This window comes from Erwinia sp. PsM31, from assembly GCF_030433775.1.
GTDB lineage: Bacteria > Pseudomonadota > Gammaproteobacteria > Enterobacterales > Enterobacteriaceae > Erwinia > Erwinia aeris.
Genome location: NZ_JARUWZ010000004.1, coordinates 143,902 through 166,537, shown reverse-complemented (window position 1 = coordinate 166,537; position 22,636 = coordinate 143,902). Strand labels below are relative to the sequence as shown.

Annotated in this window: 26 protein-coding genes; 13 read left to right on the top strand and 13 right to left on the bottom strand. The window is 57.1% G+C overall.

What is annotated here, in order from left to right; translation table 11 throughout:
• Positions 1-86: 86 nt before the first annotated feature.
• Positions 87-1,772: an aspartate:alanine antiporter gene (locus QCD69_RS05170; protein WP_253454756.1), complete on the bottom strand. Its 1,686-nt coding sequence runs from the start codon at positions 1,770-1,772 to the stop codon at positions 87-89.
• A gap of 263 nt (positions 1,773-2,035) precedes the next feature.
• On the opposite strand from QCD69_RS05170, the gene ybjM reads away from it, so the two are divergent.
• Entirely contained in the window at positions 2,036-2,404 is a 369-nt protein-coding gene (gene ybjM, locus QCD69_RS05165) for an inner membrane protein YbjM (RefSeq protein WP_253454755.1), read from the top strand.
• 78 nt (positions 2,405-2,482) lie between these two features.
• Here ybjM and QCD69_RS05160 read toward each other — a convergent pair whose 3' ends face one another.
• Positions 2,483-2,746, bottom strand: coding sequence for a GrxA family glutaredoxin (locus QCD69_RS05160; protein ID WP_125288765.1), 264 nt, complete (start codon positions 2,744-2,746; stop codon positions 2,483-2,485).
• Between the two features lie 186 nt (positions 2,747-2,932).
• Between QCD69_RS05160 and QCD69_RS05155 the strand changes: the two genes are divergently transcribed.
• The 8 genes from QCD69_RS05155 to potI all read left to right on the top strand — a co-directional run bounded on the left by QCD69_RS05155 (position 2,933) and on the right by potI (position 9,925).
• The gene (locus QCD69_RS05155) at positions 2,933-3,217 is read left to right on the top strand and encodes a DUF1418 family protein (RefSeq protein ID WP_301251242.1); all 285 of its coding nucleotides are present in this window, start codon (positions 2,933-2,935) and stop codon (positions 3,215-3,217) included.
• Entirely contained in the window at positions 3,201-3,923 is a 723-nt protein-coding gene (gene nfsA, locus QCD69_RS05150; protein ID WP_253454753.1) for an oxygen-insensitive NADPH nitroreductase, read from the top strand. The genes QCD69_RS05155 and nfsA overlap by 17 nt, the downstream gene beginning before the upstream one ends.
• 20 nt (positions 3,924-3,943) lie before the next feature.
• Positions 3,944-4,846, top strand: coding sequence for a 30S ribosomal protein S6--L-glutamate ligase (gene rimK / locus QCD69_RS05145; RefSeq protein ID WP_253454752.1), 903 nt, complete (start codon positions 3,944-3,946; stop codon positions 4,844-4,846).
• A gap of 86 nt (positions 4,847-4,932) precedes the next feature.
• A complete protein-coding gene (locus tag QCD69_RS05140; protein WP_253454751.1) occupies positions 4,933-5,412 on the top strand; it encodes a YbjN domain-containing protein in 480 nt (159 codons plus the stop codon).
• 396 nt (positions 5,413-5,808) lie between these two features.
• Entirely contained in the window at positions 5,809-6,918 is a 1,110-nt protein-coding gene (gene potF / locus QCD69_RS05135; protein ID WP_253454750.1) for a spermidine/putrescine ABC transporter substrate-binding protein PotF, read from the top strand.
• Between the two features lie 92 nt (positions 6,919-7,010).
• Positions 7,011-8,144, top strand: coding sequence for a putrescine ABC transporter ATP-binding subunit PotG (gene potG / locus QCD69_RS05130; RefSeq protein WP_125288891.1), 1,134 nt, complete (start codon positions 7,011-7,013; stop codon positions 8,142-8,144).
• 12 nt (positions 8,145-8,156) lie between these two features.
• Positions 8,157-9,083 carry a putrescine ABC transporter permease PotH gene (gene potH, locus QCD69_RS05125; RefSeq protein WP_367317859.1) on the top strand — a complete coding sequence of 309 codons (927 nt, stop codon included), beginning with the start codon at positions 8,157-8,159 and terminating at the stop codon, positions 9,081-9,083.
• Positions 9,080-9,925: a putrescine ABC transporter permease PotI gene (gene potI / locus QCD69_RS05120; RefSeq protein ID WP_253454749.1), complete on the top strand. Its 846-nt coding sequence runs from the start codon at positions 9,080-9,082 to the stop codon at positions 9,923-9,925. The genes potH and potI overlap by 4 nt, the downstream gene beginning before the upstream one ends.
• A gap of 59 nt (positions 9,926-9,984) precedes the next feature.
• Here potI and QCD69_RS05115 read toward each other — a convergent pair whose 3' ends face one another.
• From QCD69_RS05115 to QCD69_RS05105, 3 genes are read right to left on the bottom strand one after another with little or no spacing between them, the layout of a single operon-like run.
• Positions 9,985-11,088: a M20 peptidase aminoacylase family protein gene (locus QCD69_RS05115; protein WP_301251240.1), complete on the bottom strand. Its 1,104-nt coding sequence runs from the start codon at positions 11,086-11,088 to the stop codon at positions 9,985-9,987.
• 13 nt (positions 11,089-11,101) lie between these two features.
• On the bottom strand, positions 11,102-11,575 hold the full coding sequence (locus QCD69_RS05110) for a YjiG family protein (protein ID WP_253454747.1): 474 nt from the start codon (positions 11,573-11,575) through the stop codon (positions 11,102-11,104).
• Positions 11,565-12,233 carry a nucleoside recognition domain-containing protein gene (locus QCD69_RS05105; RefSeq protein WP_301251239.1) on the bottom strand — a complete coding sequence of 223 codons (669 nt, stop codon included), beginning with the start codon at positions 12,231-12,233 and terminating at the stop codon, positions 11,565-11,567. The genes QCD69_RS05110 and QCD69_RS05105 overlap by 11 nt, the downstream gene beginning before the upstream one ends.
• A gap of 262 nt (positions 12,234-12,495) precedes the next feature.
• On the opposite strand from QCD69_RS05105, the gene QCD69_RS05100 reads away from it, so the two are divergent.
• Positions 12,496-12,948 carry a YbjO family protein gene (locus QCD69_RS05100; RefSeq protein ID WP_301251309.1) on the top strand — a complete coding sequence of 151 codons (453 nt, stop codon included), beginning with the start codon at positions 12,496-12,498 and terminating at the stop codon, positions 12,946-12,948.
• Positions 12,949-12,996: 48 nt separating this feature from the next.
• On the top strand, positions 12,997-14,124 hold the full coding sequence (gene rlmC, locus QCD69_RS05095; protein ID WP_301251237.1) for a 23S rRNA (uracil(747)-C(5))-methyltransferase RlmC: 1,128 nt from the start codon (positions 12,997-12,999) through the stop codon (positions 14,122-14,124).
• On the opposite strand, the gene QCD69_RS05090 is transcribed toward rlmC, so the two are convergent.
• The 6 genes from QCD69_RS05090 to QCD69_RS05065 form a co-directional block, all read right to left on the bottom strand.
• Positions 14,110-14,871: a transporter substrate-binding domain-containing protein gene (locus tag QCD69_RS05090; protein WP_301251236.1), complete on the bottom strand. Its 762-nt coding sequence runs from the start codon at positions 14,869-14,871 to the stop codon at positions 14,110-14,112. The genes rlmC and QCD69_RS05090 overlap by 15 nt on opposite strands.
• 131 nt (positions 14,872-15,002) lie before the next feature.
• Complete coding sequence (gene artM / locus QCD69_RS05085) at positions 15,003-15,671, bottom strand: arginine ABC transporter permease ArtM (protein WP_253454743.1); 669 nt, start codon at positions 15,669-15,671, stop codon at positions 15,003-15,005.
• Entirely contained in the window at positions 15,665-16,387 is a 723-nt protein-coding gene (gene artQ / locus QCD69_RS05080; protein WP_301251235.1) for an arginine ABC transporter permease ArtQ, read from the bottom strand. The genes artM and artQ overlap by 7 nt, the downstream gene beginning before the upstream one ends.
• A gap of 4 nt (positions 16,388-16,391) precedes the next feature.
• On the bottom strand, positions 16,392-17,123 hold the full coding sequence (artJ, locus tag QCD69_RS05075) for an arginine ABC transporter substrate-binding protein (protein WP_301251234.1): 732 nt from the start codon (positions 17,121-17,123) through the stop codon (positions 16,392-16,394).
• A 14-nt stretch (positions 17,124-17,137) separates the two neighbouring features.
• A complete protein-coding gene (gene artP / locus QCD69_RS05070; protein WP_253454740.1) occupies positions 17,138-17,866 on the bottom strand; it encodes an arginine ABC transporter ATP-binding protein ArtP in 729 nt (242 codons plus the stop codon).
• 187 nt (positions 17,867-18,053) lie between these two features.
• Entirely contained in the window at positions 18,054-18,590 is a 537-nt protein-coding gene (locus QCD69_RS05065) for a lipoprotein (protein WP_253454739.1), read from the bottom strand.
• A gap of 104 nt (positions 18,591-18,694) precedes the next feature.
• Here QCD69_RS05065 and QCD69_RS05060 point away from each other — a divergent pair, with 104 nt between their 5' ends.
• Positions 18,695-19,018 (top strand): heavy metal-binding domain-containing protein, encoded by a 324-nt coding sequence (locus QCD69_RS05060; RefSeq protein ID WP_125288747.1) that lies wholly within the window; start codon positions 18,695-18,697, stop codon positions 19,016-19,018.
• Positions 19,018-19,836 (top strand): N-acetylmuramoyl-L-alanine amidase, encoded by an 819-nt coding sequence (locus QCD69_RS05055; protein ID WP_301251233.1) that lies wholly within the window; start codon positions 19,018-19,020, stop codon positions 19,834-19,836. Before QCD69_RS05060 ends, QCD69_RS05055 begins: the two co-directional genes overlap by 1 nt.
• On the opposite strand, the gene ltaE is transcribed toward QCD69_RS05055, so the two are convergent.
• Positions 19,833-20,843: a low-specificity L-threonine aldolase gene (ltaE, locus tag QCD69_RS05050; RefSeq protein WP_301251232.1), complete on the bottom strand. Its 1,011-nt coding sequence runs from the start codon at positions 20,841-20,843 to the stop codon at positions 19,833-19,835. The two genes, QCD69_RS05055 and ltaE, sit on opposite strands and share 4 nt — an antisense overlap.
• A 59-nt stretch (positions 20,844-20,902) precedes the next feature.
• The gene (poxB, locus tag QCD69_RS05045; RefSeq protein WP_301251231.1) at positions 20,903-22,624 is read right to left on the bottom strand and encodes a ubiquinone-dependent pyruvate dehydrogenase; all 1,722 of its coding nucleotides are present in this window, start codon (positions 22,622-22,624) and stop codon (positions 20,903-20,905) included.
• Positions 22,625-22,636: the final 12 nt, after the last annotated feature.

Sequence of the window (22,636 nt, the reverse complement as noted above, 5' to 3'; positions counted from 1 at the left end):
CACAATCTGGGGATTTCAAAGAAAAGCAGTGGCATTAATTATGACTGCGGGCACCAGCAAAAGTTCGCAAACAATCGGAAATTATTTTAGCCACCCATCATTGGCCAGATCAGCACGATTAACGTTCCGGCCAGCGTGAGCAGGACGTTAGCGATAGCGTAAGTTCCCGCATAGCCGAGGGCCGGAATATTGCTGCGGGCCGTGTCGCTGATAATTTCCATGGCTGGCGCGCAGGTGCGAGCGCCCATAATGGCGCCAAACAGCAAGGCGCGGTTCATTTTCAGTACCCAGGCGCCAAAAACAAAGCTGATCACCACCGGCAGCAGGCTGACCGTCAGGCCGGCCGCCAGCATCAGCAGACCGGTATCGCCCATGCCGTGCGAAAGACCGCTGCCCGCGCTTAATCCTACGCCGGCCATAAATACCATCAGGCCAAACTCTTTCACCATCGTTAAGGCGCCCTGCGGGATATAACCAAAGGTCGGATGGTTCGCCCGCAGAAAGCCCAGCATGATCCCGGCGAACAGCAGGCCAGCCGCGTTGCCCACGCTAAAGCTGAAGCGGCTGAACTGAAAGGTGACCATGCCCACCATCAGCCCGATAATAAAGAAGGCGCAAAAGGCCAGCAGATCGGTAACCTGGCTGTGAATAGAGATAAAGCCGATTTTGTCAGCCACCGACTTCACCCGCCGCGCTTCACCGCTGATTTGCAGCACGTCGCCTTTGTTTAAAATAATGCTGTCATCAATAGGCATTTCAATCTGGCTACGGATCACGCGGTTCAGAAAGCAGCCGTGATCCGTCAGCTTGAGCTGGCTGAGCCTTCTGTTCACGGCGTTATTGTTTTTGACCACGATCTCTTCGGTGATGATGCGCATATCCAACAGATCGCGATCGAACACCTCTTTGCCGTTGCGGAAGCTGGGGTCAAGACGGGAATGCGCATCCGGGTAACCCACTAATGAAATCTCGTCTCCCTGCTGCAGGACGGCATCGCCGTCAGGATTGGCAAGAATGCCGTTGCGGCGGATACGCTCTATATAGCAGCCGGTTTGCCGATAGATACCCAGCTCGCGCAGGTTCTTACCGTCAATCCAGGCGACCAGCTCCGGCCCTACGCGATAGGCGCGGATCACCGGCAGGTAAACCTTGCGCTGTTCGGCATCCAGGCCACGCTCGCGGGCAATCTGCTGCGCGCTGGTCGGCAGATCCTGGTGCTGAAGCCGGGGAAGATAGCGTGCGCCGAAAATCAGGCTGACCAGCCCGACCAGGTAGGTCAGCGCATAGCCCAGGCTGAGGTTGTTCTGCGCCTGGCTCAGCATCGCACCGCTGGGATAGGTATGGCGCAGCGTGTCGCCAGCCCCCACTAATACCGGCGTGGACGTCATGGAGCCTGCCAGCATACCGGCGGTCAGACCGATATCCCAGCCAAAGAGTTTGCCCAGCCCCAGCGCAATCAGCACCGCGCTGGAAACCATGACCAGCGCCAGCATCAGATAATTTTTGCCGTCGCGGAAGAAAATAGAGAAAAAATTCGGCCCGGCTTCCACACCCACACAAAAAATAAATAACATAAAACCGAGATTAAGGGCGTTGGGATTCATCGTAAAATGCTGCTGGCCAAGCAGAAGAGAAACAACTAAAACGCCAATAGAATTACCCAGTTGGACTGAACCCAGGCGTAATTTACCCAGACAGAGCCCGAGCGCCAGTACGACGAATAATAACAGAATGTCATTTCCACTTAACAAATCTGCGACGTTTATATTCACGGTTTAACTTCTTGTTTACTAGTAACATGTTGAATTAAAGGGTGTTTTACGCTAAATTTATTGCACTGCCATCAGAGCAGCGGCAACATTCAGGAATTTCCGCGAATTACAGCCCAGAGCCAAATAAAACGGTCGTCATTTTAATCGCTTCACGCTTTTTCAGCCAGTAAAAGCCATGGCTTTTGTTTATTTAGAACAGGGAAAATCAGTCCGGCGTCATTCCGGCCAGGTGATAACATCAATTACCGAGAGAAGATCCTATTATGTTTAAGGGTATGTCCTGGACAAGCGTAGCGTTTAGTTTTGTTCTCTACAGCATCGTTTTTCTGGCGGTACGTTACGGTATGGTCATAGAGGGGACGGCCTGGGCACAGGCGAGGCCGGGCCTGTTGATGTTTACTCTGCCGGGCGCTATCGCGGCGCTGACCTCAAAAGAGCACCCGCTGACGATAGCGTTATTGGGCGCTTTACTGGCTACGCCGCTTTGCCTGATTTTTCTGCACTACTATTCGCTGCACTATCACGCACCGTTGCAGGAGCTGGCTTTTGATACCAGCGCGATATTCTGGTGCGGTTCCGGCGCGCTGGCCGTTATGCTCTGCCGCACGCTGTTCTGGCATTCGCACAGCTAAGCGCGGCAGGCAAAAAAAAGAGGGCCGCATGGCGGCCCTCTTTTTTATCATCCCAACAAAAGTCAGGAACAGAAAGTCTTACTGGAACAGGCCCAGGTTTTCTTTGGCGTAGGCTTCAAAATCGGTGCAGCCGCCAATGTGAGTCTGGTCGAGGAAAATCTGCGGTACGGTTTCCACCGGTTTGCCCACGGTTTTTTCCAGATCGGCTTTGGTGATGCCTTCAGCGTGGATGTCCACGTAGCGGAAGTTAAAATCTTCACGCTCTTCGGTCAGTTTTTCAGCCAGTTCTTTAGCGCGGACACAATAAGGACAGCCAGGACGTCCAAAAATTACGGCAAACATAGGGGTCTCCTCAAAGGTCAGATTTAGTGTGATGTACATCACAACTTATCATGTAATGGCGCTTATCATGCCCACTTCCGCAGGTGAAAGAAAGAAGGAATTACCTGTCGTTTCGATTCGTTTCATCTATATAGAGATAAACCGGTTACGCTGTATGAACGCTTAACACCCAGAGACGGAGGCGGTATGGGCGGTTTAACCTTCAGTAACATGCCTAAACCAGTGCTGATTGCCGAGGCGCTGGGCGGAATTATCCTGCTGCTCTCTTACTTAGCGCTGCATCAGGTGCTACCCTTGCCTGCATCTTTTTCCGGAGCCTTTGCTGCCACGATCCTGCTTATCGTTGGCCTTATGATGATGCTGCCCGCCGCCATCGTGATGATGTGGCGTACGGCGAAAGCAATGGCGCCGGAGCTGTTTAACTTGTCTGAAAAATCCTCACCAGGAGAGAAGCATGACGCCGACTATTGAGCTACTTTGCTCCCACCGTTCTATCCGATCTTTTACTGATCAACCCATCGGCGAGGCTGAACGAGCAGCGATTATCGCGGCCGCGCAGGCGGCTTCCAGCTCCAGCTTTTTGCAGTGCTCATCCATTATCCGCATCACCGACAAAGCGGTGCGTGAGAAGCTGGTCGAGTTGACCGGCGGACAAAAATATGTTGGCCAGGCCGCCGAGTTTTGGGTTTTTTGCGCCGATTTTAACCGTCATCAGCAGATCTGTCCGGAAGCGCAGCTGGGCCTGGCGGAGCAGCTGCTGCTGGGCTGCGTGGATACCGCGCTGATGGGGCAAAACGCGCTGGTGGCCGCAGAATCGCTGGGGCTGGGCGGCGTTTATATCGGCGGCATCCGTAACAGCATCGCCGAAGTCACCGAGCTGCTGGGTCTGCCGAAGTTCGTGCTGCCGCTGTTTGGGCTGTGCCTGGGCTGGCCTGAGCAGATCCCGCAGTTAAAACCCCGCATGCCGGCCGCTATGCTGGTTCACGAGAATCGCTATCAGCCGATCGACCCGGACACGCTGGCCGCTTATGACGCCCAGCACGAGGCGTATTATCTGACGCGTGAAAGCAACGCGCGGCGTGAAAGCTGGAGCGAACATATCCAGAAAACCATTATCAAAGAAAGTCGTCCGTTTATGCTTGATTACCTGCATAAGCAGGGATGGGCAACCCGTTAAAACCCTTTCGGAGAAATCGGGTGAAAATAGCGATTCTTTCCCGGGACGGCTCGCTCTATTCCTGCAAGCGGCTGCTGGCAGCCGCCCAGCTACGCGGTCACAGCGTTGAAGTTATCGATCCGCTGTCCTGCTATATGAATATCAATCCCGGATCGTCGGCCATTCATTACCAGGGCAGGCAGCTGAGCCATTATGATGCGGTTATCCCGCGTATTGGACCGGCTATTACCTTTTACGGCACGGCCGTTTTGCGGCAGTTTGAGGTTTGCGGCAGCTATCCGCTTAACGAATCGGTCGCTATCACCCGCGCGCGTGACAAGCTGCGTTCTTTGCAGCTGCTTGCCAGGGAAGGCATTCCCATGCCGATTACGGGCTTTGCGCATTCGCCGGACGATACCAGCGATCTGATCGAGATGGTGGGTGGCGCGCCGCTGGTCGTCAAGCTGGTGGAGGGCACGCAGGGCATCGGCGTGGTGCTGGCGGAGACGCGTCAGGCGGCCGAAAGCGTGATTGACGCCTTCCGCGGCCTTAACGCGCATATTCTGGTGCAGGAATTTATCAAGGAAGCCAGAGGCAAGGATATCCGCTGCCTGGTGATCGGCGGCAGGGTAGTGGCGGCTATTGAGCGGCAGGCCAAAGAAGGCGAGTTCCGCTCGAACCTGCATCGCGGCGGCAAAGCGCGCAGGGTGGAGATCACCGACAGCGAGCGGGAGATTGCCGTGCACGCGGCGGCGACGCTGGGTCTGGACGTGGCGGGCGTGGATATTTTACGCGCCGAGCGCGGGCCGCTGGTGATGGAGGTTAATGCCTCACCGGGTCTGGAAGGCATCGAAAAGACCACGGGGAGGGATATCGCCACGCAGATGATCGCCTGGATTGAGCAGCAGGCGAAGCCTGGTTTCTGTCTGAAAACCGGCGGTTGACCTGATATTTACTACACAGTCGTGGTGTTCAGGGGCTTTTTTACGTAAGCTAGGGCGCAATTTTAAGGCAGTAAGAGACCAATTACATGGATTCACTCGTCGTTCCCGATATCGAGCTTTTACGACGTTGGCTGGATCAGCAGAGCATCACCTGGTTTGAGTGCGATTCCTGTCAGGCGCTTCACCTGCCGCATATGCAGAATTTCGACGGGGTGTTTGATGCCAAGCTGGATCTGGTGGACAACGTTATTCTGTTTTCCGCGCTGGCGGAAGTCAAACCCACCGCACTGATCCCGCTGGTGGGCGATCTGTCACAGATCAACGCCAGTTCACTGACGGTGAAAGCTTTCGTTGATATCCAGGATGATAATCTGCCCAAGCTGATTGTCTGCCAGTCGCTTACCATCACGGCTGGCCTGACCTATGGGCAGTTCGTGCATTTTATGAAGCAGAGTGAAGAGCAGATCTCAATGGTAGTGATGGAAGCCTTTGCCAATCATCTGCTGATGATGAGCGAAGAGGAAGATCGCGGCGAAATCATCGCTTCACACTCTATGCTGCACTGATTTTCAGTCACTATTTCAGGGCCTGGCGGCCCTGACGGACGCATATCTCCCTGTTTAAGGCCGCATCCGGCCGTTTCCTTCATTTTTCCCCCGCGCTTTTCCCGCTTTTATGCTGGCTCAGGGCCGTTTTTCCCCTATTTTCTGCGCCGTTTTACCGCTCCCGGCTCGCTTGCATAGAGTAAAACCAGGCGAATATCGATAAAAGGCGTTTTTTGCGCCCGGCTCTGGTCTGGCCTGCATTGTGGGACTATCCTTGCGAAACTGCATTTTGTGTGCAAGGTCGCAGCAGGTATAGGTTTTTTCTATTTAACAGCGCGGCGGCTAATCCTTACAGTAAGCGAAACGCCGTTGGCCCGCTTTTAGCCGTAATTATCTCTGTTCAGGAGGATGGAAAACATGTTCAACCAGCGTAAAAAATGGTTGTCAGGCTTGGTTGCTGGCATGGTGATGGCGGTTTCAGCTGGCGCCACGGCGGCGGATAAGACGCTGCACGTCTATAACTGGTCCGACTATATTGCGCCCAATACCGTGCCTGATTTTGAGAAGCAGAGCGGCATTAAAGTCGTCTACGACGTGTTCGACTCCAACGAGGTGCTGGAAGGCAAGCTGATGGCCGGCAGCACCGGCTACGATATCGTGGTGCCATCCTCCAGTTTTCTGGCGCGCCAGCTACAGTCCGGCGTCTTTCAGCCGCTGGATAAGAGCAAGCTGCCAAATTATAAAAACCTCGATCCTGATTTGCTGAAAAAGGTTGAGCAGCACGATCCGGGCAACAAATACGCCATTCCCTACCTTTGGGCCACCACCGGCATTGGTTATAACGTCGATAAGGTGAAAGCCGCACTGGGCAAAGATGCGCCGGTTAACAGCTGGGATCTGGTGCTGAAGCCGGAGAATCTGGAAAAACTCAAAAGCTGCGGCGTCTCTTTCCTGGACGCCCCGGAAGAGATTTTTGCTACCGTTCTGAACTACCTGGGCAAAGATCCTAACAGCAGTGATGCCAAAGATTATTCCGGCGCGGCGACCGATCTGCTGCTGAAGCTGCGTCCGAGCATCCGCTACTTCCACTCTTCGCAGTACATTAACGATCTGGCGAACGGCAATACCTGCGTGGCTATCGGCTGGGCGGGCGACGTGCTGCAGGCGAAGAATCGCGCTGCCGCCGCGAAAAACGGCGTGAACATCGCCTATAGCATTCCAAAAGAGGGCGCGCTGGCGTTCTTCGATATGCTGGCCATTCCTAAAGATGCGAAGAACATGGATGAGGCTTATCAGTTCCTGAACTATCTGATGGAGCCAGCCGTGATGGCGAATATCTCCAACAAGATTTTTTACGCCAGCGGCAATAAAGCGTCGGTGCCGTTAGTGGAGGCCAGCGTACGCGACAATCCGGGCATCTATCCCAACGCGGAGACGATGGCTAAATTGTTTGTGCTGAAAGTCCAGGATCCGAAACTCGATCGTGTGCGCACGCGGGCATGGACTAAAGTTAAAAGTGGCAAGTAGCTGAAGCCTCACTGAGTTATCACAGAGGCGACCCCGCCTCTGTTTTCTTTTTATACGGCATGACCGTTTAAAAGCGCCGGAGTGTAATGGAAGTGAACGACGCGATCCCTCGTCCGCAAAAAAAAGTCAGCAGGGCGGTTACGCCGCTGCTGGAAATTCGCAATCTGACCAAGTCCTTTGACGGACAGCACGCGGTTGACGACGTCAATCTGACAATTTACAAAGGTGAGATCTTCGCGCTGCTGGGCGCTTCCGGCTGCGGCAAATCCACGCTGCTGCGGATGCTGGCCGGGTTTGAAGCGCCTACCTCCGGGCAGATTATGCTGGATGGCCAGGATCTCTCCCACGTGCCGCCCTATCAACGCCCGGTCAATATGATGTTTCAGTCCTATGCGCTTTTTCCGCATATGACGGTAGAGCAAAATATCGCCTTCGGCCTGAAACAGGATCGGCTGCCCAAGGCTGAGATCGCCGAGCGCGTCAGTGAGATGCTGGCGCTGGTGCATATGCAGGAGTATGCAAAGCGCAAGCCGCACCAGCTTTCCGGCGGACAACGGCAGCGCGTGGCGCTGGCCCGCAGCCTGGCTAAACGCCCTAAGCTGCTGCTGCTGGACGAGCCGATGGGCGCGCTGGATAAAAAACTGCGTGACCGGATGCAGCTGGAGGTGGTGGACATTCTGGAGCGCGTTGGCGCGACCTGCGTGATGGTTACTCACGATCAGGAAGAAGCGATGACGATGGCCGGACGTATCGCCATTATGAATCGCGGCAAGTTTGTGCAGATCGGCGAGCCGGAAGAGATCTACGAGCATCCCACGACGCGCTACAGCGCCGAGTTTATCGGTTCAGCAAATATTTTTCAGGGAATGCTGCGCGAGCGCCAGCCAGACGGCCTGATTATCGACAGTCCAGGCCTGATCCATCCGCTGAAGGTTGATTCCGACGCATCCATTGTGGACGGCGTGCCTGTACACGTGGCGCTGCGCCCGGAAAAAGTCATGCTGAGCGATGAAGTGCCCGCCGATGGCTGTAACTTTGCCGTGGGCGAAGTGGTGTATATTGCCTATCTGGGCGATCTCTCCATCTACCATGTGCGCCTGCACAGCGGCCAGATGATCAGCGCGCAGTTGCAGAATGGCTATCGCTTCCGTAAAGGGGCACCGACCTGGGGAGACGAAGTCCGCCTCTGCTGGGATACGGATAGCTGCGTCGTGCTGACGCAATAAGGGGAGGCGTTTATGACTCAAGTTACTGCGTCCAGACGTCCGGCATTGCTGAACAGGCTGCGCTCAAGCCGCAAGCTGGCGATCGCGCTGCCTTATCTCTGGCTGGTCCTGCTGTTTCTGCTGCCGTTTCTGATCGTGCTCAAGATAAGCTTCGCCGATATTGCGCGAGCTATCCCACCCTATACGGACCTGTTCAGCTGGGCGGATGGTCAGCTGACCGCGGTGATCAATTTTGGCAACTATCTGACGCTGACGGACGATCCGCTCTATATCGATGCCTACCTGCACTCGCTCCAGGTGGCGGCAATTTCTACCGTAGCCTGCCTGATTATCGGCTATCCGCTGGCGTGGGCCGTGGCGTACAGTTCGCCTTCTACCCGCAATATCCTACTGCTGCTGGTGATCCTGCCTTCCTGGACCTCCTTTTTGGTGCGCGTTTATGCCTGGATGGGCATTCTGAACGATAACGGCGTGCTGAACCGTTTTCTGATGTGGAGCGGCATTATCGATCATCCGGTGGCAATCCTTTATACCAATCTCGCGGTCTATATCGGCATCGTCTACTGCTATCTGCCTTTTATGGTGCTGCCTATTTACACCGCGCTTACCCGTATCGACTATTCGCTGGTGGAAGCCTCGCTGGATTTAGGTGCCCGTCCGCTGAAAACGTTCTTTAGCGTAATAGTGCCGCTGACCAAAGGCGGCATTATCGCCGGCTCCATGCTGGTGTTTATTCCGGCAGTCGGCGAATACGTTATCCCGGAACTGCTCGGCGGTCCGGACAGCATCATGATCGGCCGCGTGCTGTGGCAGGAGTTCTTTAACAACCGCGACTGGCCGGTCGCCTCGGCGCTGGCGGTAATTATCCTGCTGATCCTGATCCTGCCTATCATCTGGTTTCATAAGCATCAGAACAAAGAGCTGGGAGAAAAAGCATGAGTGCTTTGCCGACCGTGCGCTCCCCGTGGCGTATTGCAATCCTGATAGTCTGCTTTTTCTTCCTGTACGCGCCGATGGTGCTGCTGGTGGTCTATTCCTTTAACTCATCGCAGCTGGCCGCATGGGAAAGCTTCTCGCTGCACTGGTACAACGTGCTGTTCCACGATGGCGCGATGATAAGCGCGGTCACGCTGAGTCTGACCATCGCCGCGCTGTCGGCAACGGCCGCGGTGATTTTGGGCACGATGGCGGCGGTAGCGATCGTCCGCTTCGGCCGCTTTAAGGGATCAACCGGCTTCGCCTTTATGCTTACCGCGCCGCTGGTGATGCCGGACGTGATCACCGGGCTGTCGCTGCTGCTGCTGTTTGTGGCAATGGGCAATACCTTTGGCTGGCCTGGCGATCGCGGCATGCTCACTATCTGGCTGGCGCACGTTACTTTCTGTACGGCCTATGTAGCGGTAGTGATCAACGCCCGTCTGCGCGAGCTGGACCGCTCTATTGAGGAAGCGGCAATGGATTTAGGTGCCACGCCGCTGAAGGTCTTCTTCGTGATCACCGTACCGATGATCGCGCCCGCGATCGTCACCGGCTGGCTGCTGGCCTTTACGCTGTCGCTGGACGATCTGGTGATTGCCAGCTTCGTTACCGGGCCGGGCGCGACCACGCTGCCAATGCAGATTTTCGCCACCGTGCGGCGCGGCGTTAATCCGGAGATTAACGCGCTGGCGTCGCTGATCCTGTTTGTGGTGGGTATTGTTGGCTTTATTGCCTGGCGGTTTATGGCGCACGAAGAGAAACAGCGCATTCGGGATGCGCAGCGCGCGCAAAAAGGTCACTAACGGCAGGCCGATCAGGGACGATCGGCCTGGCGGCGCCGCCAGCCTGAATGGCGGCGCGACTAGCCTAAAATCTTTATCACGCAGGCCTTAAAGATTTTCACCCCGACCGGCAGCGCATCCAGGTCAAAACGCATATCCGGATGGTGCAAACCCGGCGTCAGGCCGGTGCCCAGCCCCCAAAACCCTGCTTTGATTGCCGGACGCTGCACGGGATAGTGGAAGAAATCTTCACTGCCCGGCGTTGAGCGTACCGGCATTAACGCCGCTTCACCCAATACCTCTTTGATCGCTTCCGCCACCAGCGCCGTCATCTCCGCATCGATCTCAGCGGCGGGCATCGCTTTCAGCACTGCAATTTTAGCGGTAGCGCCGTAGGCCGCCGCGCTTTGCGTTATCGCTCGCTCCACCCGACTTTGCAGCTGCGTCATATCCTCGTTTTCCGCCGCGCGCAGGTCAAACACTACGCGGGCCGTGTCGGGAACGGAGTTAGTGACGCCCGCATCGCATAAAAACCGGGTGGCCTTGGCGCTCCAGCTTTTACCCGGCGCCATATGCACGGCGTTAACCGACTGTACGGCGCTGACCGCGGCATCCAGCGCGTTGATGCCCAAATGCGGCCGCGCGGCGTGAGCGGTTTGCCCACCTATGGTGGCTTCAAGAGTGACGCAGGCGGAATAGTACATGGCGGGGATCGCGGTGCCGACGGCGCACTCTTCCGCCGGACGAAGATGAAAGCCCAGCAGCATATCCACATCCTCGACCGCGCCGCCTGCTACCATTGCCAGCGCGCCGGTGCCCAACTCTTCCGCTGGCTGGAAAATGAGCTTCAGGCGGCCTCGTTTAACTGCGTTCTCTGCTTTTAGCTCCTGCGCGGCGGTCAGCACCACGGAAGAGTGCGCGTCGTGCCCGCAGGTATGGCGCGCGCAGGCCTCGCCGTCGATGATATGCCCCAGCGCGTCCATATCGGCGCGCAGCGCCAGCGTTGGGCCGGGTACGCCGCTGTCGAGCAGGGCGACGATACCGGTTGTGCCGTTGACGTTTTCCGTCACCTGAAACCCGGCAGCTTTCAGCTGCTGACCCAGGTAAGCGGAAGTCTTAAACTCCTCAAATCCCAGCTCCGGGATTTCATGCAGAAAGGCGTAATGTTCCAAAACTTTTAACACGATAAAGCCTCCATTAAGCGATAAAACGCATCACCAGCATGGCGATAACGGCATTTAGAACGCTGGTCAGCATCAGTAGCGGCCAGTGCTTTTTCGGCACGTCGGCCACGCCCAGCAGGCGACCCATATATTGCAGCTGCGATCCCATCAGAAAGATGGCCGGCGCCAGGATGGTAATATCGGCGCCGGTCAGCACGCCTTTCGCCAGCAGGCTTACCGCCACGCCGGTTCCGGCCGACGACGAAAGCCAGGCGGTAAGCAGCACCGTCACGGCTTCGCCCGGTAGCCCAAACAGGCCCATTACGGGCGCAAAGACCTTGCCGATAAAGGCCATCACGCCCAGCAGGTTAAGCATCTCGGCAATCACGTACGCCATAATGACGTTAGGCATTAAATTATGAATAGCGATATGAAACCCTTTGCGCGCGCCAACCACGAACACATCAAAAGGATTATGGGAAACGGCAACGGGCGGATTATTTTTCATGCTGGAAATCCTGCTTATAAACAGTAGCTAACACCAGGCGCACCACGGCAGCGCCAACAAACTTTAATACAAACATCAGCACCAGCGGCACCAGCACCGGGACGGAAAGCGAGACGAACAGCGCCGAGCCAATGGCAAAATAGTTGTTAATCAGCCCCGCGCCGGAGTATTGCCAGGCGGCCATAATCACCACGTCCTTTTTACCTATCTGTTTCTCATCGTGCAGCTCTTTGGTCAGCGCCGCGCCCGCGTCGGTGCTTTGCAAATCGGTGATCAGCGCCAGCCCGCAGCGGCCCGGAATGCCGAGCAGGGGTTTTAACAGCGGCGTCAGCAGCTTATGAGCGGCGCGGATGGCGCCATAGTGGGTGAAGATTTCCAGCAGGCCCAGCGCCAGCATCACCGTCGGCACCAGCGAAAGCGCAAACAGAAAACCGGCTTTAGCGCCCGTGCCGCCCTCACCGAGAAAGGTGGCGCGCGCGGCATCCTTAATGGTGCCGAACTTGCCGCCGAGGGTGGTGAAGTCAAACGCGCCCAGCCATTTTGCCCCTTCCACGTTTAAAAACAGGCCGGAAAAAAAGAGAATAGCCACGATCAGGGCCAGATAAGCGCCAATGCCTGGCGTCCAGTTTTCACGAGCTTTTGCCGATCCAGTCTCCATTTTTGTCTCCCGAGTAGCGATCCGAAAAATCTTATCCAGTGGCAATTGTGCGTAAACTGGACTAAACATAAATTGCTGCTAATTCAACAGGTGAGAAGCAGTTATCGTGCCAGGAAAGAGGATCGAGCAAAGAAAGCCTCGCGCTTTCTTTTTCTCTGGCGCTAACGAAGCGACAGCCGTGGCCGAAAGCACGGCAAACGAGGGCAGGGGAACGCTGCACGGGCATACCTGCACTAAAACGGAGCATGGACGGGAGAAAATGATGTCAGAGGTGCTGAAACAGGAGCCAGCCTGCGAGATCCCCGTCCCGGTGGTGGTGGCGGCAATCGCTATCATTATGACACGCTGCCTGAGCGTCGCGCTGGAAGTGCATGAAATGGGGCTGAATACGCTGCTGAATGTTATCCATCTTGCCGCGCAAAGCTGGAGCGCCACCCTGATATTTATCGCCAGCCAGCTGCTCTTTTTTATTGAGCTACGCTGTGCGCTTGCGCTATTGCATGGCCGCCGCTGGGGACGTCTGGGCTACGGCTGTTCGCAGCTAATCGTGATCGGTTATATGCTGATGGCGTCGGCGGGCTGGATCGGCCCGGAAATATTTTCTTTACACGGCGAGCAGGGGCATCTGCTGCTCTCGCAAAAGCTGCCTGACCTGCTGGTGCTGGGGCTGCTCTTTTTCCCTGCCAGCAGCCGGGAATTTTTTCAGCAGCGCTGATCCCACAGTGGTACAATCCCCGCCCGCTTTTGTTTGACGAGATTTGACATGCACTGCGCCCTTTATGATGCCGATCGCTGCCGCTCCTGCCAGTGGCTGGATCGCCCCTATTCGCAACAGCTGAACCAGAAGCAGTCTGAGCTGCAACAGCTTCTGTCCGCGCAGGCGGTCAGCGAATGGCTGCCGCCGGTCACTTCGGCGCAGCAGGGCTTTCGCAACAAGGCGAAAATGGTGGTCAGCGGCAGCGTGGAGCGCCCGCTGCTCGGCATTGTGCATCGCGACGGGACGCCAGTCGATCTTTGTGGCTGTCCACTTTATCCCGACAGCTTCGCCGCGGTATTTGCGCAGCTGAAACCCTTTATCGCCCGCGCGGGTCTGACGCCGTATAACGTGGCGCGCAGGCGCGGCGAGCTGAAGTTTATCCTGCTGACGGAAAGCAGCCGCAGCGGCGAGCTGATGCTGCGCTTTGTGCTGCGATCCAAAGAGAAGCTGGCCCAGCTCACTAACGCGCTGCCCGCCCTGCAGGCGCAGCTGCCGCAGCTGAGCGTGATTTCAGCCAATATTCAGCCGGTGCATATGGCGATTCTGGAAGGCGAAGAAGAGATCCCGCTAACGGAAAATCAGGCGCTGGCCGACCAGCTGAACGACGTGCCGCTGTGGATCCGGCCGCAGAGTTTTTTTCAGACCAACCCGGCGGTAGCCGCCTCGCTGTACGCTACGGCAAAAGCATGGGTAAGCGAGCTGGGCGTCAAAAGCATGTGGGATCTGTTCTGCGGCGTAGGCGGCTTCGGCCTGCATTGCGCCACGCCAGAGATGTCGCTGACCGGCATTGAAATCAGCGCGGAGGCCATTGCCTGCGCTAAACGGTCAGCGGAAAAGATGGGGCTGGAGAAAGTCAGCTTCGCCGCGCTGGACTCTACGGCGTTTGCTACCGGCGAAGGCAGCACGCCCGATCTGGTGCTGGTCAATCCGCCGCGTCGCGGTATTGGCGCCGCACTCTGCGAGTATCTGAGCCGCATGGCGCCGCCGTTCATTCTTTATTCCAGCTGCAACGCGCAGACCATGGCTACCGATATCGCCCGCCTGAGCGAATATACCCTTGTTAAAGTGCAGCTGTTCGATATGTTCCCGCATACCGCGCACGGCGAAGTGCTGACGCTGCTACGGCATCTCTGACTCGGCGGGCAGGTCAGCCGCCGGGCCAAGCCAGCGCTGCTTCAGCATGTGCAGCGTACCGTCATCGCTCAGGCTTTGTAGCGCGCCATTCAGCTGCTCCAGCAGCGCCTTATCGCCTTTACGTACCGCGATACCCAGGCCTGCACTGAAATAGCGATTATCCGTAATCGGCTTGCCTACGGCGTCCAGGCCGGGATTGCTTCTCAGGATGGTCTGCATGGAAGGCGTCTCGCCAAAAATGGCGTCGAGCCTGGCGCTGCGGATATCCAGAAGCGCATTCTGATAGTTGTCGTACGCGACAGGAATGATATCCGGCCACGAACTTTGCAGCCAGGCCTGTAAGGTTGTGGCATCGGCGACGCCAACGCGCTTGCCGCGCAGCTCCGCTAAAGAGGCGTAGCGGCCTTTAACCGCAATCACCATGCCGGAACTTTCCAGATAAGGCTGGGTGAAATCCGCCTCTTCCCGGCGCTCTTCGGTAATATCCAGGCCGGAAATCACCGCGTCATAGCGGTTGAATTTTAGCGAAGGCAGCAGGCGGTCAAAATCATTATTGGTAAAGAGACACTGCCGCGCTATTTTTTCGCACAGGGCTTTTGCCAGCTCGATATCAAACCCCACCAGCTGATGCCCGGCATTCAGGTAGACAAAAGGCGGATAGGTCGCCGAAGTGGCAAAGCGAAGCGGGCCGCTGGCCAGCGCGTTGGCAGCAAATGCGACAAGCAGAAAAACGCAAACCTTAAGCATGTCTCCGGCCCTTGCGTGAATATTATCGGGATAGTATGACGGCTGCCGCCGCGGCGTTATGCGCGGATTAACTGACGGTTAAGCGCTGTTATTTGACGAATGCCGACGACCGATGCCGCCGGCATGGTGGCTCAGCTACGGCGCTCGAAAGCCAGCGCTCGTCGTTCTATCAGGCGCATCATCAGCGTCAGCAGGCCGTTAACGCACAGGTAAATGACGCCTGCTGCGGCAAAAACCGTCACGTCGTAAGTACGCCCGTAAAGCTGCTGTCCCTGGCCCATCACTTCCATTAGCGTAATGGTATAAGCCAGCGAGGTGCTCTTAAATACCAGTACCACCTCGTTGGAATAAGAGGAAAGCGCGCGTTTAAACGCGTAGGGTAGCAGAATGCGCAGCGTATCTTTACGGTTCATCCCCAGCGCGGCACAGGATTGCCACTGACCGGCAGGAATAGCTCTGACCGCGCCGTAAAACAGCTGGGTGGTATAGGCCGCGCTGTTAAGCGAAAGCGCGAGCAGGGCGCAAAGCCAGGGCTGCGACAGCCCGTTCCATAGCCACGGGATCGCCTGAATGGAAGGAAACTGTCCCGGCCCATAGTAAATCAAAAAGATTTGCACCAGCAGCGGTGTGCCGGTGAACAGCGTAATATAGCCGCGCACGACCTGGCTCAGTACCGGGATCTTCAGCGACAGGATCACCGTGAACAGCAACGCCAGCAGCAGCGCCAGCAGCAGTGAGGCCACCGTCAGCGTCAGGCTGGTATGCAGCCCTTTCAGCAGCTCGGGTAAATAGCTCAGCATCCGTTATTCCCCTGCTCAAAACGGGTGGTACGCGCTTCGATACGCTTTAAAACCTGCTGGCTGAGCAGCGTGATAAGTAAATAAATTGCCGCTGCCACCATGTACCAGGTAAAAGGCTCCTGCGTGCGTGAGGCGATACTTTTGGTTTGCAGCATAATATCGTTGACGCTGATCAGCGATACCAGCGCCGTATCCTTCAGCAGCACCAGCCACTGGTTGCCCAGGCCCGGCAGCGCGTGACGCCACATTTGTGGCAGGATCAGACGGAAGAATATCGCCGGCGTTTTCATGCCCAGCGCCTGGCCCGACTCCCACTGTCCCTGAGGCACCGCCTTCAGCGCGCCGCGCAGCGTCTGCGAAGCGTAAGAGGAATAAAGGATCGACAGCGCGATAACGCCGCAGAGAAACGGGCTGACGTCGAAATTTTCAATCGTCATCTGCACCGGCAATGAAGCGAAGCCCAGATGCAGCGTAAAGCCGTCGGAAAGCGTCAGTAACAGCTGCGAGGCGCCAAAATAGACGAACAGCACCACCAGAATTTCCGGCAGCCCGCGAAACAGCGTCACCAGCGCGGTGCCGATCCAGGCGACCGGCCGCCAGCGGGCGGACTCCCAGACGGCGAAAATCATCGCCAGAATCAGGCCTGCGGCCAGCGCAGAAACGGCAAGGCCGACGGTCATCCCGGCGGCGCTTGCAAGAGGATAAAATTCGTTCATTCCGTTATTGCTGGAACCATTTGCTGTAGATGGTTTTATAGGTGCCGTCGGCTTTCACTTTATCCAGCGCGGCGTTGAATTTGCCCTGAAGCTGGGTGTTGCCCTGGCGCAGGGCGATACCCAGTCCGGTGCCGAAGTAGTCTTTATCGGTGACCTTCTCGCCAACCGCGGCCAGCGAGGCGTTCTGCTTCAGCCACTCGTTAACCACCGCCGTGTCGCCGAATACGGCATCAATACGGCCGTTTTTCAGATCCAGAATGGCGTTCTGATAGCTGTCGTAAGGCACGGTTTTCACCTCCGTCAGTTTCTCGGTCAGGTATTTCTGGTGCGTGGTGCCGTTCTGCACGCCGACGCGTTTGCCTTTCAGCGCGGCTACGTCAGTAACTTTGCCTTTCTGCGCGATAAATAAAGCGGAATTATCGTAATAGGCTTTGGTAAACAGCACCTGTTTTTCACGCTCGGGCGTAATATCCATTCCGGCCATCACCGCGTCGAAGCGACGGAACTTCAGGCTTGGGATCAGGCTGTCGAAGGCCTGATTGGTAAAGGTGCAGGTCGCGTCCATCTCTTTACACAGCGCGTTCGCTAAATCGACATCAAAACCCTGAATTTTGTTGTCGGAATCGACAAATTCAAAAGGAGGATAGGAGGCTTCAGTAGCAAAACGGATGGTCTGCGCGGCGCTGGCGCTCAGGCTTACACCGGCTAACAGCGCGGCAAGTACGATTTTTTTCATCATTATGTCCTGCATCAGTGCGAAAGATAATTGGCAAACGCTTCGGTTTGCGGCTGTGTAAAGCGGCTGGCGTCACCCTGTTCCACGATATAACCATTCTCCATATAGACGACGCGGCTGGCCGTTTTGCGCGCCACTTCGACCTCATGGGTAACGATCACCTGGGTGATATTGGTTTCAGAGAGTTCCTGAATAATCGCCACGATCTGCGCCGTGATTTCCGGATCCAGCGCCGCCGTTGGTTCATCAAACAGCAGCACGGCCGGTTCCATCATTAATGCGCGAGCGATAGCAACACGCTGCTGCTGTCCGCCGGACAGGTGCAGAGGAAAACGGTCGGCGAATTTGGTCAGGCGCAGGCGTTCCAGCAGTTTTTCGGCGCGAGCCAGCGCCCGATCCTTGCTTAATCCCAGCACGCGGCAGGGCGCTTCGATTAGGTTCTGCATCACCGTCAGGTGCGGCCAGAGATTGTACTGCTGAAACACCATGCCAACGTTTTGACGCAGCTCGCGGATAGCCGCGTCGCCCGGCGCTTTGCTGAAGTCGAAATGGTGACCGGCGATCCCCAGCGTGCCGGAGCGCGGCATTTCCAGCAGGTTCAGCACGCGCAGCAGCGAGCTCTTGCCGGCGCCGCTTGGGCCGAGCAGCACCAGCGTTTCGCCTTCCGGGCAGGTTAGCTGAATATCAAAAAGCGCCTGATGGGCGCCATAAAAGCAGTTTACAGCGTTTAGTTGAATACTCATGCGCAAAAAGTGAATAGCGATTAGTTCTGCGAATCTTAACGTTGACGGCATAGTTATGCAATCAGCGCGGCGAAAAATTCGCTTATGCAGGCAAGTTAACTACAAGGCTAGCACAAAATGAGGGAGGCTGGATGAAAATGCAGCAGGGGAAAGAGGCGCACCGCTCGTCGGCGGTGCGCGGAAAACACTATCGCAGCAGGCGCTGGCTGAGGGAGCCGCCTTCAATATGCGGCGCGGGGCCAAGATAGCGCACGTCGTCCACCGCCCAGCAGGTGCCCTCATGGATCATCAGCACTTCATCCTGCCAGCTTTGCGGCTTGTCACCGTCGCGGCTGAGCTTAACCCGCAGCGGAATATTGCGCGCGTCGTGGTTAGGGATTGACGATGAATCCGCTACGCTCGCCGAGGTGGCGCCCGCCGCCTGGCTTGAGAAGATATCCCCGCGCAGGGTCGCTTCTTTTTGCGGATCGCTATCGGCCTTCAGCAGCGTCTGATAGAGCCTGTCGCTGAGGTAAGGACGATATTTAGCCAGCTGGGTGGCGTTCGGCAGGCCCTGAGCAGGCTGCTCAAGGCGCAGATCGTAAAACGCCTGGGCAACAGAATCCGGGCCGCCTTCGACGCAGGGAGAGGTGCGGCTGCCATTATCCTTAAAGACGGGTTGTACCGTGGTACAGGCGCTGAGCAGCAGCGCCAGCGGAGCCAGAGCGGCAAGCTGTAACTTCATCTTGATTTCCTTATGGTTTCTGGATGGCGTTTTTTAGCATAAAGTATAGCTGGTCTGCCTGGCCATAAGAGCTAAAACCCTGGATTGAAGTTAAGGAGAAAATCATGCAATTTTCCACTACCCCAACGCTGGAAGGCCAGCCCATAACGGAATACTGCGGCGTCGTGACCGGCGAAGCGATACTGGGCGCCAATATCTTCCGCGATTTCTTTGCCGGCATTCGCGATATCGTCGGCGGCCGTTCCGGCGCATATGAGAAAGAGTTACGCAAAGCGCGCCAGATAGCCTTTGCCGAACTGGAAGAGCAGGCGAAGGCCATGGGCGCGGACGCCGTGGTCGGGATTGATATCGATTACGAAACCGTTGGCAAAGACAGCAGTATGCTGATGGTCAGCGTCAGCGGCACCGCGGTTAAAACACGCCGTTGATGCGCCTGCTGACGGCGCTGGCGGCGGCCATCGTACTGAGCGCCTGTACATCCGGTCTGGAAAAACAGAATGGCTACGTAGTGGATACGCGCCACGCCGCTTACGGGGCTCGTCCGCGTATTAAGGTGCTGGTTATTCACTATACCGCTGAGGATTTTCCCCGCTCGCTGGCTACGCTGACCGACCGGGAAGTCAGCGTGCACTATCTTATTCCGGCCAAACCCTTCCAGCATGGAAAGCAACCGGTGGTGCTGCGGCTTGTGCCGGAATCCGAGCTGGCGTGGCACGCGGGCATCAGTTTCTGGCGCGGCGCGACGCGGCTCAATGATACCTCGCTCGGTATCGAACTGGAAAATCCGGGCTATCGCCGCACGCCGCAAGGGCGAGCCTGGTATCCTTTTTCCCGCGAGCAGATGGCCGCGCTGATGCCGCTGGCGCGGGATATCACCCGGCGCTACGGTATTCGCCCGCAGGATGTCGTCGGACACAGCGATATCGCGCCGCAGCGCAAGCAGGATCCCGGCCCGCTGTTTCCGTGGCGCTGGCTTTATCAACAGGGCATTGGCGCTTGGCCGGACGAGGCTCGCGTAAGCTATTACCTGGCGGGAAGAGCGCCTGGCCAGCTGACGGACAGCGGGCATCTGCTGTCGCTGCTGGCGCGCTACGGCTATGAATCGACGCCTGATATGTCGGCCACGCAGCAACAGCGGGTGATTGCCGCTTTTCAGATGCATTTCCGGCCCGCTGACTATTCAGGCGTGGCGGACGCGGAAAGCGAGGCTATCGCCGAGGCGCTGTTAGAAAAGTATGGCGGTTAGTCCGGCTGGCTGGCCAGAAACGCTTTCCATTCCGCGACCACTTTTTCCAGCGCCGGACGCTCGACATCCAGATGCGTGACCAAACGCGTCACCGCGCCGGTATGCAGAACGATGCCCTTATCACGCATCCAGGCTTTAAGCGGCTCAGCCTGATGTGCCGGCAGACGCACAAACACCATATTGGTGTTCTGACTGGAAACCTGCACGCCAGCGGCCTTTAGCTGCGCAGCCAGCCAGGCGGCGTTATCGTGATCGTCCTGGAGCCGCGTGACGTTGTGCTCCAGCGCGTAAAGCCCGGCCGCCGCCAGAATGCCCGACTGCCGCATGGCGCCGCCGGTCATTTTGCGCCAGCGCTTCGCGCGCTCGATATAGTCTTTGCTGCCGCACAGCAGCGAGCCGACCGGCGTACCCAGACCTTTCGACAAACAGATTGTCAGCGTATCGCAATACTGCGTAAGATCGCGCAGCGTGACGCCCAGCGCCACGGCCGCATTGAAAATGCGCGCGCCGTCCACATGCAGCGCCAGCTTATGGCTGCGCGTGAATGCCCAGGCTTCCTGCAAATAGGCCAGCGGCAGCACTTTACCGTTATGGGTGTTTTCCAGGCTCAGCAGCCGGGTCATTGCAAAATGAAAATCATCCGGCTTGATAAACTGTTCGACCACGTCCAGCGGCAGCGTACCGTCTTTTGCTGCAAGGATCGGCTGCGGCTGAATACTGCCCAGCACCGCCGCGCCGCCAGCTTCATATTTGTAGTTATGCGCCAGCTGGCCGACGATATATTCTTCGCCGCGCTGGCAGTGGCAGAGCAGCGCCACCAGGTTGGCCTGGGTGCCGGTCGGCAGAAAAAGCGCGGCCTCTTTCCCGCTGAGTGCGGCCGCTTTGGCCTCCAGCGCGTTAACCGTAGGGTCGTCGCCATAAACATCGTCGCCGGTTTCCGCCGCCATCATTGCGGACAACATCGCGGCAGAAGGGCGGGTTACCGTATCACTGCGTAAGTCGATCACCGTTGCGCTCCTTAAAGGGCAAAACGGACGCCGCAGCGTCCGTGAGACAGACCAATGTTTTACCGCAGCCAGTTGGTTTTAGCCAGCTCGACCACTTCGTCGCCGCGACCATTGATCAGCGCGCGCAGCATATAGAGGCTAAAGCCTTTCGCCTGCTCCATCTTGATCTGCGGCGGCATCACCAGCTCTTCGCTGGCTGTGACCACATCCAGCAGCACCGGGCCGTCGTGCGCCAGCATCTCTTCGATAGCGCGAGGCAGCTCGGAAGCGCGCTCCACGCGAATGCCCTTCACGCCGCAGGCGTTGGCGATATCGGCAAATGCCGGGTTTTGCAGTTCGGTGCCGTCGGTCAGATAGCCGCCGGACTGCATTTCCATCGCCACAAAGCCCAGCACGCTGTTATTAAACACCACCAGCTTCACCGGCAGCTTAAGCTGTGCTACCGACAGGAAATCGCCCATCAGCATAGAGAAGCCGCCGTCGCCGCACATCGCTATCACCTGGCGCTGCCTGTCAATAGCCTGCGCTCCCAGCGCCTGCGGCATGGCGTTGGCCATGGAACCGTGGTTGAACGATCCCAGCAGACGACGTTTGCCGTTCATTTTCAGATAGCGTGCGGCCCAGACGGTAGGCGTGCCGACGTCACAGGTAAAAATCGCGTCTTCGCTGGCCAGCTCGCTAAGCTGCTGCGCCAGGTACTGCGGGTGGATCGCCTGTTTGTCGTTGGCGGTCGCCAGCTCGTCCAGACTCTTTCTGGCTTCCTGGTAATGCTTCAGCGCCTTATCCAGAAACGCGCGATCCTCTTTTACTTCGAGGCGCGGCAGCAGCGCGCAAAGGGCGGCCCGAACGTCGCCGACCAGCGCCATATCCACATGGCAATGCGACCCGATACTGCCCGGATCGATATCAATCTGGATAATTTTCGCTTTTTCAGGATAAAAAGCGCGGTAAGGGAAACGCGTTCCCAGCAGGATCACCGTATCGGCATTCATCATGGCGTGATAGCCGGATGAAAAGCCAATCAGGCCGGTCATACCGACATCGTAAGGGTTGTCGTACTCAATATATTCTTTGCCGCGCAGCGCGTGAACGATGGGCGCTTTCAGCGTTTCCGCCAGCTGCACCACTTCCGTATGCGCGCCCGCACAGCCGTAGCCGCACATCAGCGTGATATTTTTTGCTTCATTAAGCAGCTGCGCCAGCTTGTCCAGTTCGCTGGCGGGCGGCTGCACGATAGGGAACTGCGGCGGATACCATTCGGCGCGAGCGTTTTCCGGCGCGGGCTGTAGCGCCACGTCGCCAGGAATAACCACGACCGACACGCCCCGATTGATAATAGCTTTACGCATCGCGATGCCCAGCACCTGTTGCAGCTGCTCGGGATTGGAAACCAGCTCGCAGTAGTGGCTGCACTCTTTAAACAGCTCCTGCGGATGCGTTTCCTGGAAATAGCCGCTGCCGATCTCGCTGGAGGGAATATGCGCGGCAATCGCCAGCACCGGCACGTTGTTGCGGTGGCAGTCGTACAGGCCGTTGATCAGATGCAGGTTGCCCGGCCCGCACGAACCGGCGCAGACGGCAAGCTGACCGCTGATTTGCGCTTCGGCCCCGGCAGCGAAAGCGGCGACTTCCTCATGACGAGTCGGCATCCATTCGATGGTGCCCATGCGGTTCAGGCTGTCGCTCAGCCCGTTAAGCGAGTCCCCGGTTACGCCCCAAATGCGTTTTACGCCGGCGTTTTCAAGTGTTTTCGCCACCAGTGCGGCTAGCGTTTGCTTCATTTCTGCTCCTTT